At 54.9% G+C, this 13240-nt stretch carries 14 protein-coding genes; 2 read left to right on the plus strand and 12 right to left on the minus strand.

Annotated elements, in window-relative coordinates; translation table 11 throughout:
* Positions 1 to 3: 3 nt before the first annotated feature.
* The 4 genes from recA to AACY09_RS03425 all read right to left on the minus strand — a co-directional run bounded on the left by recA (position 4) and on the right by AACY09_RS03425 (position 2531).
* Positions 4 to 1047: a recombinase RecA gene (gene recA / locus AACY09_RS03410; RefSeq protein ID WP_339486073.1), complete on the minus strand. Its 1044-nt coding sequence runs from the start codon at positions 1045 to 1047 to the stop codon at positions 4 to 6.
* 86 nt (positions 1048 to 1133) lie between these two features.
* Positions 1134 to 1646: a CinA family protein gene (locus AACY09_RS03415; protein ID WP_339486074.1), complete on the minus strand. Its 513-nt coding sequence runs from the start codon at positions 1644 to 1646 to the stop codon at positions 1134 to 1136.
* A gap of 121 nt (positions 1647 to 1767) precedes the next feature.
* Positions 1768 to 2289: a hypothetical protein gene (locus tag AACY09_RS03420; RefSeq protein ID WP_339486075.1), complete on the minus strand. Its 522-nt coding sequence runs from the start codon at positions 2287 to 2289 to the stop codon at positions 1768 to 1770.
* Complete coding sequence (locus AACY09_RS03425) at positions 2247 to 2531, minus strand: type II toxin-antitoxin system TacA family antitoxin (RefSeq protein WP_339486076.1); 285 nt, start codon at positions 2529 to 2531, stop codon at positions 2247 to 2249. Before AACY09_RS03425 ends, AACY09_RS03420 begins: the two co-directional genes overlap by 43 nt.
* A 336-nt stretch (positions 2532 to 2867) precedes the next feature.
* Here AACY09_RS03425 and mutS point away from each other — a divergent pair, with 336 nt between their 5' ends.
* Both mutS and fdxA read left to right on the plus strand, forming a co-directional pair.
* Positions 2868 to 5435, plus strand: coding sequence for a DNA mismatch repair protein MutS (mutS, locus tag AACY09_RS03430; RefSeq protein WP_339487064.1), 2568 nt, complete (start codon positions 2868 to 2870; stop codon positions 5433 to 5435).
* 138 nt (positions 5436 to 5573) lie between these two features.
* Complete coding sequence (fdxA, locus tag AACY09_RS03435) at positions 5574 to 5897, plus strand: ferredoxin FdxA (RefSeq protein WP_339486078.1); 324 nt, start codon at positions 5574 to 5576, stop codon at positions 5895 to 5897.
* Positions 5898 to 6352: 455 nt separating this feature from the next.
* On the opposite strand, the gene rpoS is transcribed toward fdxA, so the two are convergent.
* From rpoS to fghA, 8 genes are all read right to left on the minus strand, one after another.
* A complete protein-coding gene (gene rpoS, locus AACY09_RS03440) occupies positions 6353 to 7363 on the minus strand; it encodes an RNA polymerase sigma factor RpoS (RefSeq protein WP_339486080.1) in 1011 nt (336 codons plus the stop codon).
* Positions 7364 to 7468: 105 nt separating this feature from the next.
* On the minus strand, positions 7469 to 8314 hold the full coding sequence (locus AACY09_RS03445) for a peptidoglycan DD-metalloendopeptidase family protein (protein ID WP_339486082.1): 846 nt from the start codon (positions 8312 to 8314) through the stop codon (positions 7469 to 7471).
* A gap of 48 nt (positions 8315 to 8362) precedes the next feature.
* Positions 8363 to 9301 (minus strand): DUF368 domain-containing protein, encoded by a 939-nt coding sequence (locus tag AACY09_RS03450; RefSeq protein ID WP_339486083.1) that lies wholly within the window; start codon positions 9299 to 9301, stop codon positions 8363 to 8365.
* A 19-nt stretch (positions 9302 to 9320) separates the two neighbouring features.
* A complete protein-coding gene (locus AACY09_RS03455) occupies positions 9321 to 9956 on the minus strand; it encodes a protein-L-isoaspartate(D-aspartate) O-methyltransferase (RefSeq protein WP_339487065.1) in 636 nt (211 codons plus the stop codon).
* A 41-nt stretch (positions 9957 to 9997) separates the two neighbouring features.
* Positions 9998 to 10747 (minus strand): 5'/3'-nucleotidase SurE, encoded by a 750-nt coding sequence (gene surE / locus AACY09_RS03460; protein WP_339486084.1) that lies wholly within the window; start codon positions 10745 to 10747, stop codon positions 9998 to 10000.
* A complete protein-coding gene (gene truD / locus AACY09_RS03465; RefSeq protein WP_339486085.1) occupies positions 10735 to 11793 on the minus strand; it encodes a tRNA pseudouridine(13) synthase TruD in 1059 nt (352 codons plus the stop codon). Before truD ends, surE begins: the two co-directional genes overlap by 13 nt.
* Positions 11790 to 12263 (minus strand): 2-C-methyl-D-erythritol 2,4-cyclodiphosphate synthase, encoded by a 474-nt coding sequence (gene ispF / locus AACY09_RS03470; RefSeq protein ID WP_339487066.1) that lies wholly within the window; start codon positions 12261 to 12263, stop codon positions 11790 to 11792. The genes truD and ispF overlap by 4 nt, the downstream gene beginning before the upstream one ends.
* A 120-nt stretch (positions 12264 to 12383) precedes the next feature.
* Positions 12384 to 13235, minus strand: a complete 852-nt coding sequence (fghA, locus tag AACY09_RS03475) for an S-formylglutathione hydrolase (RefSeq protein WP_339486086.1) — start codon at positions 13233 to 13235, stop codon at positions 12384 to 12386.
* Positions 13236 to 13240: the final 5 nt, after the last annotated feature.

A 13240-nucleotide genomic window follows, 5' to 3' on the forward strand; every position in this document is an offset into this window, starting at 1 on the left:
GCTTTAAGCGTCGACTTCAGCGTCAACCGGCGCTTCAGCACCCGCCTTGGCAGGCGTGGCTGGAACCAACAGCTTTTCACGGATCAGGCCCTCAACAGTGCGGGCGATCTCTGGGTTATCTTCCAGATACTTGGCCGAGTTGGCCTTACCCTGACCAATCTTGCTGCCTTGGTAGCTGTACCAGGCGCCTGATTTTTCCAAGAACCCGTGCAACACACCGAGGTCGATGATTTCGCCATTACGGTAGATGCCTTTGCCGTACAAAATCTGGAACTCAGCCTGACGGAATGGCGGTGCAACTTTGTTTTTCACCACTTTTACGCGAGTTTCACTGCCGACAACCTCATCGCCTTCTTTGACCGCACCCGTACGACGAATGTCCAAACGTACCGAGGCGTAGAACTTCAGGGCGTTACCACCTGTGGTGGTTTCCGGGCTGCCGAACATCACACCGATTTTCATACGGATCTGGTTAATGAAGATCACCAAGCAATTGGCGTTCTTGATGTTACCCGTGATTTTACGCAGCGCCTGCGACATCAAACGCGCTTGGAGGCCGACGTGCATGTCGCCCATCTCGCCTTCGATTTCCGCTTTTGGCACCAGTGCCGCTACGGAGTCGACCACAATGACGTCGACTGCGTTTGAGCGCACCAACATATCGGTGATTTCCAGCGCCTGCTCGCCGGTGTCTGGCTGCGAAACCAGCAGGTCGTCAACATTGACGCCCAGCTTGCCAGCGTATTCAGGGTCAAGGGCATGCTCGGCATCGACGAATGCGCAGGTAGCGCCAAGCTTTTGTGCTTCAGCGATAACCGACAATGTCAGCGTGGTTTTACCCGAGGATTCAGGACCGTAAATCTCGACAATACGGCCTTTTGGCAAACCGCCAATACCCAGCGCGATGTCCAAGCCCAAAGACCCGGTAGAGATTGCCGGGATTGCCTGGCGATCGTGATCGCCCATGCGCATGACAGCGCCTTTACCAAATTGCTTTTCAATCTGGCCTAGGGCAGCAGCCAAAGCGCGCTTCTTATTCTCGTCCATTGAAGTCCTCACGTGATCAAGAGGGCCTGACGGCCGCCAACAACTGTATAAGTAGCCAGTATTATTCCATAGGCTTGGCCGTCCGCCTACCCCAGAGTTGGATTTTCTTTTGCAGTGAGGCGTATCAGCCCCTCTAGCGCGGCTATAACCGTTTGTCGACGGACACTTTGTCGATCACCGGCGAACTGTTTGCGCACGCTGTACACCTGCTCAGCATCGCCCCAGGCTATCCAGACGGTGCCAACCGGCTTCTCCTTGGAGCCGCCGTCGGGTCCAGCTACACCGCTAACCGCGACGGCGTAGCGCGCGCCACTTTGCGCCTGAGCACCGCGCACCATGGCCTCGACCACCTCGCGACTCACAGCGCCCAGCAGCACAAACAGTTCGGGGCCAACGCCCAGCTGTTTGGTTTTCTGCCCATTGGAATAGGTCACGTAACCCGCCTCGAACCAGGCAGAGCTGCCGGGCACGCGGGTAATTGCCTCGGCAATACCACCCCCGGTACAGGATTCAGCGGTGCTGACCTGTGCATGCAGTTCAGTCAGCTTACGACCTAAATGTTCCGCCAAGCGGGTCAAGTCAGATTGATTTACGTGCATCTTCACTCCGGGGTTAAAGCGCGCTAGGTGAATACCCTACACCAGACACCTTGGCGATTCAGCCGGACAGTTAATACGCTGCGCGCAGGCAATGCAGCACAGCTTGTTGGCCGGGACCTTTTTAACGCAGGGACAGCATCATGGTCAGGGGGGAAAGCTCAGGGCAGCGCTTAAATCCAGCATGGTGCTCATAGAACGCGGCGAGTTTATCGTCGAGCGGGTGAACCAGCACCGCCGATGTGCCGACCGCTTGTGATGCAAATATGCAGCGACTGATTGCATCTTGTAAGAGGTCAACAGCGTACCCCTGCCCTTGCGCTTCTACTGTCAGCCCCATTCGGCCCAAAATCGTCACGGGATGGGCATTTGGCGAGTTTCGTTGATGGCGTCTTGGCGTAACGTGCTGGCGAGCAATCGACCCGGCAGACAGCGTGTAGTAGCCAGCAACGCGCTTACTACCTGCAAAGCAGGTGACATAAACCACTGCGAGTTTGTTTTGCTGGGCCTTGCGAGCCGTTTTGTGCAGATAGTTATTGATCGACAACTCGCCACAATCGAACTCAGTGAGATCATGGGATGAGTTCAATTTTTCCGGCTTGCTCAACTCCACCGTGTAGGCTTGCTCATCAGTTTCTGTAGACATTTATTGGCCGTTACTGGGTCGGCCTCAAGCGCTTGCTCAAACCGATCAAATGCGTCGTCACTGAGAATATACAACTGTCGATCCCGAATAATTTCCTCGGCCCGCTGGCACGCGGCATCCAAAATAAAGCTGGTCCGATCAGTCCCCAATAACTCAACCGCCGCATCAATCAAGCTGCGTTTCTTGGTATCAACCCGCATATTAATGGGGACGGGCTTCTCACGTTCAACTGTCGTGGCCATTACTTGTTCCTGCTCTCGATAACCTGTGCTTAGGCGCCTGTCGTCACGCTCGCCGAGCGTCGCTTTGCACCTGAGCATAAACCAACGTCGGGGCAATCAAGCACCTTACCAATGATGGTACAACACGGTATAGCTAACGTGTAGCTGTATATGCATATGACTTACAGCTCCACCCTCAAACACAACGCCGATCAGGTTCTCCCCGTGTTAACCTTGAGCGATGTGAGGCCTGCCCGTTGTTACGTTTTACCGAGGCCGAGTAAGCATGCATTTCACGCTTACATTTCGTCCAAAATTCTTCAACTATCTGACGCTAAGCCATTGATGAATAAAGCTATTACTGACCTATCCGCCCACACCCCAATGATGCAGCAATATTGGAAATTGAAGAACCAGCACCCTGATCAGCTGATGTTCTATCGCATGGGCGACTTCTATGAAATCTTTTATGAAGATGCGAAAAAAGCCGCCAAGTTGCTCGACATCACCCTGACTGCGCGTGGGCAATCCGCCGGGCAGGCGATTCCCATGTGCGGCATTCCTTATCACGCCGCTGAAGGTTATCTGGCCAAACTGGTCAAGCTCGGCGAGTCGGTGGTTATTTGCGAGCAGGTCGGTGACCCGGCTACCAGCAAAGGCCCGGTGGATCGCCAAGTGGTGCGCATCATCACGCCGGGCACTGTCAGTGACGAAGCGTTGCTCGATGAGCGTCGCGATAATCTGATTGCCGCCGTCCTCGGCGACGAGCGCCTGTTTGGTCTGGCCGTGCTCGATATCACCAGCGGCCGTTTCAGTGTGCTGGAAATCAAAGGCTGGGAAAACCTGCTGGCCGAGCTAGAGCGCCTCAATCCGGTGGAGTTGATGATCCCGGATGATTGGCCACAGGGCTTGCCTGCCGAAAAGCGTAAAGGTGTGCGCCGCCGTGCCCCGTGGGACTTTGAACGTGACTCTGCACACAAAAGCCTTTGCCAGCAGTTCGCCACGCAGGACCTGAAAGGCTTTGGCTGCGAATCGCTGACCTTGGCCATCGGTGCGGCGGGTTGCTTGCTCGCCTATGCCAAGGAAACCCAACGCACCGCGCTGCCCCATTTGCGCAGCCTGCGCCATGAGCGACTCGACGACACGGTGATTCTCGATGGCGCCAGCCGGCGCAATCTTGAGCTAGATATCAATCTGGCTGGCGGCCGCGAAAATACCCTGCAATCGGTGGTTGACCGCTGCCAGACGGCCATGGGCAGTCGCCTGCTCAGCCGCTGGCTAAATCGCCCGTTACGCGAACTCAGCATCCTTCAGGCTCGGCAAGAGTCAATCACCTGCCTGCTTGAGCGTTATCGCTTTGAAACCCTGCAACCGCAGCTCAAGGAAATTGGTGACCTTGAACGGATTCTTGCGCGGATTGGCCTGCGTAATGCACGGCCACGTGATCTGGCTCGCCTGCGCGATGCATTGGCGGCGTTGCCTGAACTGCAAAGCGCCATGGCCACGCTGGAATCGCCGCACCTGACGTCATTGGCCACTACCGTCAGCACTTATCCTGAATTGGCTGAATTACTCAGCAAAGCGGTGATCGATAACCCACCCGCAGTGATTCGCGATGGTGGCGTACTCAAGACCGGTTACGACGCAGAGCTCGACGAGTTGCAATCGCTGAGCGAAAACGCCGGCCAGTACCTGATGGATCTGGAAACCCGCGAAAAATCCCGCACCGGCTTGGCCAATCTTAAGGTTGGCTACAACCGGGTCCACGGCTATTTCATCGAGCTGCCGAGCAAGCAGGCGGAGTCGGCTCCGGCCGATTACATCCGTCGGCAGACGCTCAAAGGGGCAGAGCGCTTTATCACCCCTGAACTGAAAGAGTTTGAAGACAAAGCGCTGTCGGCCAAGAGCCGTGCGCTGGCCCGTGAAAAAGTGCTCTATGAGGAACTGCTCGAACACTTGATCACCCTGCTCTCGCCCTTGCAGGACAGCGCCTCGGCGCTGGCAGAACTGGACGTGCTGAGCAATTTGGCCGAACGTGCGCTGAACCTGGACTTGAATTGCCCGCACTTTGTTGATGAACCCTGCATGCGCATCAACCAGGGCCGCCATCCGGTGGTCGAGCAGGTGCTGACCAAGCCCTTCGTGGCCAATGACCTGAACCTTGATGACGATACGCGCATGCTGGTGATTACCGGACCGAACATGGGCGGTAAATCGACCTATATGCGCCAGACCGCATTGATTGTCTTACTCGCCCACATCGGCAGTTTTGTTCCGGCGGCGAGTTGCGAGTTGTCGCTGGTTGACCGTATTTTCACCCGTATTGGCTCCAGCGATGACCTCGCCGGTGGCCGCTCGACCTTTATGGTTGAAATGAGTGAAACCGCCAACATCCTGCACAACGCCACCGAACGAAGTTTGGTCCTGATGGACGAAGTCGGTCGAGGCACCAGTACCTTTGACGGTTTGTCACTGGCGTGGGCGGCGGCTGAGCAGTTGGCGAAACTGCGCGCCTACACACTCTTTGCCACGCATTATTTTGAACTCACCGTGTTGCCAGAGAGCGAGCCATTAGTGGCCAACGTGCATCTCAATGCCACGGAACATAATGAGCGTATTGTATTTTTACACCACGTGTTACCCGGGCCGGCTAGCCAGAGCTATGGTTTAGCTGTGGCACAACTGGCCGGGGTGCCCAACGCAGTGATCCTGCGTGCACGTGAACATCTGGCGCGGCTTGAAACCACAAGCTTGCCGCACGACCTGCCTCGAACCGAGCCGGGAAAAGCAGCAGCGCCGCAACAAAGCGATATGTTTGCCAGCCTTGCGCATCCGTTGCTGGAAGAATTATCCAAGATCAATCCGGATGATTTAACCCCACGACATGCACTGGAATTGTTATATGCATGGAAGACGCGAGTCTAACGCCCGCGCCAACAAGCTGTTAGAATCCTGCGCGCTCGAAACAGCTATGTGCTAAAGCCTGGCACTGAATTAAGCTTTTCGAGCCGAGAGACCGTTTATGAGGGCAGTCTCGCGCCGTAGCCTGAGGAGAGAATTAGAATGACCTTCGTCGTCACCGACAACTGCATCAAGTGCAAATACACCGACTGTGTGGAAGTCTGTCCGGTGGACTGCTTCTACGAAGGCCCGAACTTCCTGGTCATTCACCCGGACGAGTGCATTGATTGCGCGCTGTGTGAACCAGAATGCCCGGCACAAGCCATCTTCTCTGAAGATGAGGTGCCTGAGGACATGCAGGAATATATCGAGCTGAATGCTGACTTGGCTGAGGTCTGGCCAAATATCACCGAGAAGAAAGAGTCGCTCGCTGATGCTGAAGAGTGGGATGGTGTGAAAGACAAGCTTGAGCACCTAGAGCGCTAATAGCGCCTCGCCCCCTATAAAGACCCGCCTCGTGCGGGTTTTTTATTGCCCGGCAATCGCCTGCCAGCAAAAAACGCGGGCAAAAAAAGGGCGGTTTGACCCGCCCATTTTGTCCCTAGTCCCTTTATTTCCTGCTCATCGTCCTGATGAAATTGCATCCCGCAATTGTCCTGGCTGTTGTCCCTAACAACCTGTGTCAGTCCCTAGACACACCTTGATCATAAGTGATTTTTAGATCATCACAAGTGCTTGAAAACCTTCAAAAATATCTACAAAAACAGTCAGAATAATAAAATATCCATTAAATTCAACAAGTTAAATAATCCATAAAACTCTAACGCTCACAAATCCCATGCCAAGTAGCTGCAATGGCTTACACGCGCGTAAGCCTTTTCCTACAAATAATTTGCACAAAAAAACCGGCGCAAACCGGTTTTTTTGTGGAGGCCCACGTTTTACTGGAACAAGGAATCACTCGACAAACCGTTCTTTTCCAAGATTTCACGTAAACGCTTGAGCGCCTCTACCTGAATCTGCCTGACACGCTCACGGGTAAGGCCGATTTCCTGACCCACCTCCTCAAGCGTGCAATTCTCATGACCGCGCAAGCCGAAACGCCGGACCACAACTTCACGTTGCTTATCGGTGAGTTCGCACAGCCATTGATCGATGCTTTGTGACAGGTCGTCATCCTGCAACAGCTCGCAGGGATCTGTTGGTCGCTCATCGGTCAGTGTATCAAGCAGGGTTTTGTCGGAGTCCGAACCCAGTGACACGTCAACCGAAGACACCCGTTCATTAAGTCCGAGCATGCGCTTGACCTCACCAACGGGCTTGTCGAGCAAGTTGGCGATTTCTTCAGGGGAGGGTTCATGGTCAAGCTTTTGGGTCAGCTCACGGGCGGCGCGCAGGTAAACGTTAAGTTCTTTGACCACATGAATCGGCAACCGAATGGTGCGCGTTTGATTCATGATTGCCCGTTCGATTGTCTGACGAATCCACCAGGTGGCGTACGTCGAGAAGCGGAAGCCACGCTCAGGGTCGAATTTTTCGACAGCGCGAATCAAACCGAGGTTGCCTTCTTCAATAAGGTCCAGCAATGAAAGACCGCGATTGACATAGCGCCTGGCGATCTTAACAACCAATCGCAGGTTGCTTTCGATCATGCGCTTGCGTCCAGCTGGGTCGCCTTTTTGCGCCAGTCGGGCAAAAAAGACTTCTTCTTCTGGACTCAGAAGTGGAGAAAAACCAATTTCGTTGAGGTACAGCTGCGTTGCATCTAATGCCCGCGTGTAATCGATGTACTTGTGTTGCTTAGGTGTTGCCGTCTTCGCCTTGGCCTTGGGTCGTTTAGCCGGTGCTTCGACACTTACATCTCCCATGTCCCCCAAGACGACACCTGGCTCTATAAGGAGCACATCGTCGTCTACGTCAAACTCGGGCACTAGTTTTTTTTTGAGAGCCATTTCTATTATCCCTTGCTGAGTTCGACAGCAAGCTCCGGCGTTACCTGCTCCATGGCGGCACCCGAGCCCGTCCCTCCTATGCTGGGGAAACAGGCAGACAACCAATCATTGGCGTGGCAAAAATTGCAAGGGATCTACAGGCTTGCCCTGACGGCGAATTTCAAAATGTAGCTTCACCCGGTCAGTGCCCGTTGAACCCATTTCAGCAATTGCTTGCCCTGCTTTGACCTTTTGCCCCTCTTTCACCAAGAGCCTGCGGTTATGTCCGTAGGCACTTACATAGGTACTGCTATGTTTGATGATCACCAACTCGCCGTAGCCCCGTAATCCACTCCCGGCGTATACCACTGAGCCATCAGACGCAGCTAAAACAGGCTGGCCCAAATCTCCGGCGATATCAATGCCTTTATTCAAACTACCGTTTGAGGAAAATCGTCCAATAACCGTACCTTTGGTAGGCCACGTCCAGCCTGATGATGTGCCACTTACAGACTTCACTTGGGAGGTCGCCACCACGGGTTTGCTGGCAACAGGCTTGACGGTGCTAGTCGATGTAGCCGGACGAACGGTACGGGTGGACGAACCGCGTACGCTTGGCTGTTTAGCGACCACGACCGAGGAAGGTTTCTTGCCGTCAAAACGAATCGGCTGACCGACCCTCAACGTATAAGGAGCCGGAATGCCGTTGCGCGCGGCGAGCTCTTTCCAGTCCCAGCCAAAGCGGAAGGCAATCGAATAAAGCGTATCGCCACGCCTGACCAGGTACTGGCCACTGGTAACATGGGGCTGCTTTGATGTAATGGGCACAGATCGGCCATTGCGGTCCAACACCTGAACCCCACCGGCCGGTGAGCTTGAACAACCCGATAAAATGAACGACAGAACTAAACCACTCAACAGGCATCGAGTGTTGCTATTGCGAATGCACGCTTGAATGGCGTCGAAACTCACCGGTCTCTCCCTTACTGGCTATTAGCGCCTGACACTATTGTGCAGGATTTATTGATTATGCTCAGCGCTTAACTGCTGACGCCCCGCAAACCACTCCAAACCTAACACTAGAACGACCCCCAGCAACGCGAGCAGCACGGCCAATACCAGTTGCGGGTCTTGGCCACTGACTTCGGCAAAGCGTGCAGGCAGAAGATTAGCCTGTAGCAGGGGAACCTGTTGCCCGTGACGGTCGGTAAACCAAGTCAGCGTCTCCTTCCATGGCCAGATCTTGTTCAATGAGCCAAGCATCAACCCCGTCAGGAATGCTAAAGAAAGGTCACGATAACAGCGTAGAAGCCAGCGCAAAAAGCCTGCAAAGCTGACAAGCCCCACTACACAGCCTGCGGCAAAGAGGGCGAGAACACCAATATCCAGTGCCTTGACCGACGCCAATATAAAACTGTACATGCCCAGCAGTAACAAGATGAAGCTGCCCGAAATGCCCGGCAAAATCATTGCGCAAATCGCAATGGCGCCCGCAAAAAAGATACTCAACGGATCAGTACCAAGATGAACCGGCGAAGCCACTGTTATCCAATAAGCAAAGGCTGCGCCCATGGCAAAGCTTAGGATACGCGTCCAATTCCAACGGCTTATCTCACGGGACACCATATGCGCTGAAACCAGCACCAAGCCAAAAAAGAATGACCACACCGGGATCGGGTGCTGTTCGAGTAAATAGGTAATCAATCGGGCAAGACTGGCGATACTGGTCAGAATGCCGGCAAAGAGCACCAGCAAAAATGTCGCATTGGCAGTCGCCCAAGCCTCGGCAAAGCGCCCGCGGACTGCCAGCAGCGCAGCGCGTGGCATGCTCGAGATAGACTTGAGTAATTCGTCGTAGATACCGCTGATAAAGGCGATGGTGCCACCCGACACGCCCGGCACAACGTCCGCTGCGCCCATGGCCACACCTTTGGCGTAGAGCAAAAAGTATTTTTTCATAAACCCGTCAGAGCTAATGTTAAGCCAGTGGCCCATTGAGCAAAGGTACAAACCGTACCGCGTCGAGAATGTGCCGCGAGTAACCCTGCTCATCACGAATGATCAACATCAACTGCTGCACATCGCCGGAGCCAACCGGTATCACCAGCCGTCCACCCGGGGCAAGCTGATCCAATAGCGCCTGCGGTACCTCAGACGCTGCCGCGGTGACAATGATGCCATTGTAAGGCGCCAGTGCCGGCCAGCCTTCCCAGCCATCTCCCCAACGAAAGACAACGTTGCGCAGGTTCAGTTCGACCAAGCGCTCTTTGGCACGCTCCTGCAGCCCCTGAATTCGCTCGACGCTGAATACCCGCTCGACCAGTTGCGAAAGTATGGCGGTCTGATAACCCGAACCGGTGCCGATCTCCAGCACTTTATCCAAAGGCCCGGCTTCGAGCAGCAACTCACTCATGCGCGCAACCATATAGGGCTGCGAAATCGTTTGGTTGTGGCCAATAGGCAACGAGGTGTCTTCATAAGCACGATGAGAAAAGGCCTCATCGACAAACATATGGCGCGGTGTACGGCGAATGACTTCCAACACTTTTGCGTTGGACAACCCCTCTTCATAGAGCCGCTGGATAAGCCGCTCACGGGTACGCTGGGAAGTCATGCCGCTGCCACGGCGGTTCATTTCATCTTGTTCGCGATTCATTAAACTAAGCTCTCCAGCCATGGTTGCAAGCTGTTAAAGCCATCCTGAAAAGTACGGTCTAATTGTAAAGGAGTGATCGAGACATAGCCTTGCATCACCGCATGAAAATCTGTGCCTTGGCCGCCATCTTCAGCATCGCCCGCCACTGCGATCCAGTAGCCGACTTTACCCCGCGGATTTGTCACTTTAACCGGTGCGGCGGCGCGCGCACGGTGGCCCAGACGTGTTACCTGAATCCCGCGGATATGCTCCAAGGGTAAATTAGGAATATTCACATTAAGCACAGTGCGCGGCGGCAAATCGAGGTGCTCGTGAGCTTCTACCAGCTTACGGGCAAAGTAGGCCGCTGTCGGCAGGTTATCGGTTTGGCGTGACAATAACGAGAAGGCAAATGCCGGACGCGACAAAAAGCGCCCTTCAAGCGCTGCAGCGACCGTGCCGGAGTAGAGCACATCATCGCCAAGGTTAGCGCCCAGATTAATCCCGGAAACGACCAAGTCGGCCACTTCGGGAAGCAGCCCATTCAGGGCTAAATGCACGCAATCAGTCGGCGTGCCATTAACGCTGATGTATCCGTTGTCCAGTGTGCAGGGATGCAACGGACGGTCGAGCGTCAGCGAACTGCTGGCGCCACTTTTGTCCTGATCCGGTGCAATCACAGTACAGTCAGCATAATCAGCTAACGCAGCGTGTAGCGCGGCAATGCCTGGCGCCATCACTCCGTCATCGTTTGAAATCAGAATACGCATGGGTTGTCCGTATGCCCTGTCGGCAATAGATCGACAAGCTCGCGCACCAATACGGTGGCGAAGCATCCAGCCGGCAGGACGAATTCCAGTTGCAGAATGTCAGACTCGGGATAATGCCACGTAAGGCCACCAATGGGGAGGCGCAGAATGCGACGTTCGTGCGCCATGTCCGCTTCTGCTAGCCAGTGGGCCAAGTCTTTTTCGCGTTCACCAACACGCTGCTCGAGTGCCTGTACCGCGCCTGCGGTTGACGGCGCACCCAACCCCCAAAGCGGGCCCGTTGGATGTACATCCAGAATCGCCAGCCGAGGATCGTTGCATTCAGCCTCCCCAGCCATAAAAAAGCTGCGGCTGTCAGTAAAGGCCAACAAGTCACCCACCTGAGCTTTGTTCCAGTTCCCCTCAGCAACCCGTGCAGCCAGGACCTGGTTGAACAAGTAGCTGCGGGCCGCTGATAACAGCCGCGAACGAAGGTTGCGTTGCACGGGACGATCGTTGCGCTCGGCGTATTGGCGGGCATCAAATACATTGCCGCCCTCAAAGCCGAAGCGCTGCAAACCAAAATAGTTGGGCACACCCTGCTCGCGAATAGCATGCAAGCGTCTATCAAGGGCTTCACGATCAGCGCTCAACTGAGTCAGGCGCAGGGTGAAACCATTGGCCGCATGGGCGCCGCGCTGTAACTTACGTTGGTGACGCACCTGTTTGAGAATGCTAAGACTGGCGTCTTCGGCGGCGCTCAAGTCCGGGTTGGCCTTGCCCGGCAAATGCAGGCTGAACCACTGGCGCGTCAAGGCTTGTCGGTCTTTGAGCCCGGCATAGCTGATCAACTTCAGTTGCACGCCGGCGGCCTTTGCAAGACGTCTGGCCGCCTCTTCAGTATTCAGACCACGCTTTTCAACCCACAGCCATAAATGCTCGCCATCACCTGCCAAGGGAATGTCGAGCACCTCATCGACTTGAAAGTCTTCTGCACTGGCCTTGAGCACTGCGGTACCACAGGCATCGCCATGGGCCTTGGGGCCAAGGAGTTCACTTTCATTCATGGCCGAACCACCAGCGCTACCGCATGGACTGCGATGCCTTCTTCTCGGCCTGTGAAGCCAAGTTTTTCGGTGGTCGTGGCTTTAACATTGACCTGATCAAGCTCAATTTTAAGGTCTAGGGCGATCAGTGAGCGCATGGCTTCGATATGCGGGGCCATCTTCGGCGCTTGAGCAACAATAGTGGCGTCGAGATTACCTACCCGCCAGCCTTTAGCGGTGACCAAGGCGTACACGTGCCGCAACAAGACCCGGCTATCAGCCCCTTTGAAGGTCGGATCGGTGTCCGGAAAATGCTTGCCGATATCGCCCAGCGCCAGGGCACCGAGCAACGCATCAGCCAAGGCATGCAAAAGCACATCGCCATCCGAATGGGCAACGAGACCGAAAGGGTGAGGAATTTGAACACCGCCGAGGGTAATAAAATCACCCTCGCCAAAACGGTGTACATCATAGCCGTGGCCAATACGCATGCTGCTACTCATAAAAAAATCAGGCCCCAAAAAGATCAGGGCCTGATTCTACAACGCTATGCGCTTAAGCTGGGCATCGTTGTGTGTTGTGGCTATGGGAAAGCCCTACTTGAGCGCCAGTCAGCCCGGCGCATTTAAAGCTGCCGCATGGTGGCGCAGGTGATCGTCAATAAAGCTGGCGATAAAGTAGTAGCTATGGTCGTAGCCCGGCTGCAGCCGCAACGTCAATGGGTGCCCCACCGCTTGCGCCGCGGCTTGCAAAGCCTCTGGCTTTAACTGATTAACCAAGAAGTCATCACGGTCTCCCTGATCCACCAGCATTGGCAAACGCTCAGTGGCATCTGCCAGCAAGGCGCAAGCATCCCACTCACGCCAACGCGAGCGCTCTTCACCGAGATAACGGGTAAAGGCCTTTTCACCCCAAGGGCAGTTTATGGGGTTAACAATCGGCGCCAATGCCGACAGCGAATGATAACGCCCTGGGTTGCGCAAGGCGCAAATCAAGGCGCCGTGCCCGCCCATGGAGTGTCCACTGATACCGCGCTTGTCGGTAACCGGGAAGTTGGCCTCGATCAGCGCTGGCAGCTCTTGCACCACATAATCATGCATGCGGTAGTGGCGCGCCCAGGGCTCCTGCGTAGCATTCAGGTAAAAGCCTGCACCCAGCCCAAAATCATATGCGCCGTCCGGGTCATCCGGCACGCCCTCGCCACGTGGACTGGTATCGGATGCGACAATAATTAAACCCAGCTCGGCAGCGAGTTTGTGCGCTCCCGCCTTCTGCATAAAATTCTCATCGGTGCAGGTCAGCCCTGACAACCAATACAACACCGGCAACTTCACACCCTGCTCAGCCTGCGGGGGCAAATACACAGCAAAGGTCATATCGCAATTGAGTGTGCTCGACCGGTGACGGTAACGCTTGTGCCAGCCGCCACTGCTTTTCCGGCAGGAAATATTTTCCAGACTCATAAATC

Origin of the sequence: Pseudomonas sp. EL_65y_Pfl2_R95 (genome assembly GCF_963971045.1) — a bacterium.
GTDB lineage: Bacteria > Pseudomonadota > Gammaproteobacteria > Pseudomonadales > Pseudomonadaceae > Aquipseudomonas.

Bases quoted from the DNA above. Each gene is read 5' to 3' on its own strand.
- truD (WP_339486085.1), bottom strand. From the start codon at position 11,793: ATGAATGAAAGTGAACTCCTTGGCCCCAAGGCCCATGGCGATGCCTGT.
- AACY09_RS03455 (WP_339487065.1), bottom strand. From the start codon at position 9,956: ATGACTTCCCAGCGTACCCGTGAGCGGCTTATCCAGCGGCTCTATGAA.
- AACY09_RS03425 (WP_339486076.1), bottom strand. From the start codon at position 2,531: ATGGCCACGACAGTTGAACGTGAGAAGCCCGTCCCCATTAATATGCGG.
- fghA (WP_339486086.1), bottom strand. From the start codon at position 13,235: ATGAGTCTGGAAAATATTTCCTGCCGGAAAAGCAGTGGCGGCTGGCAC.
- fdxA (WP_339486078.1), top strand. From the start codon at position 5,574: ATGACCTTCGTCGTCACCGACAACTGCATCAAGTGCAAATACACCGAC.
- AACY09_RS03450 (WP_339486083.1), bottom strand. From the start codon at position 9,301: ATGAAAAAATACTTTTTGCTCTACGCCAAAGGTGTGGCCATGGGCGCA.
- recA (WP_339486073.1), bottom strand. From the start codon at position 1,047: ATGGACGAGAATAAGAAGCGCGCTTTGGCTGCTGCCCTAGGCCAGATT.
- ispF (WP_339487066.1), bottom strand. From the start codon at position 12,263: ATGCGTATTGGCCACGGCTATGATGTACACCGTTTTGGCGAGGGTGAT.
- AACY09_RS03420 (WP_339486075.1), bottom strand. From the start codon at position 2,289: ATGTCTACAGAAACTGATGAGCAAGCCTACACGGTGGAGTTGAGCAAG.
- surE (WP_339486084.1), bottom strand. From the start codon at position 10,747: ATGCGTATTCTGATTTCAAACGATGACGGAGTGATGGCGCCAGGCATT.
- AACY09_RS03415 (WP_339486074.1), bottom strand. From the start codon at position 1,646: ATGCACGTAAATCAATCTGACTTGACCCGCTTGGCGGAACATTTAGGT.
- rpoS (WP_339486080.1), bottom strand. From the start codon at position 7,363: ATGGCTCTCAAAAAAAAACTAGTGCCCGAGTTTGACGTAGACGACGAT.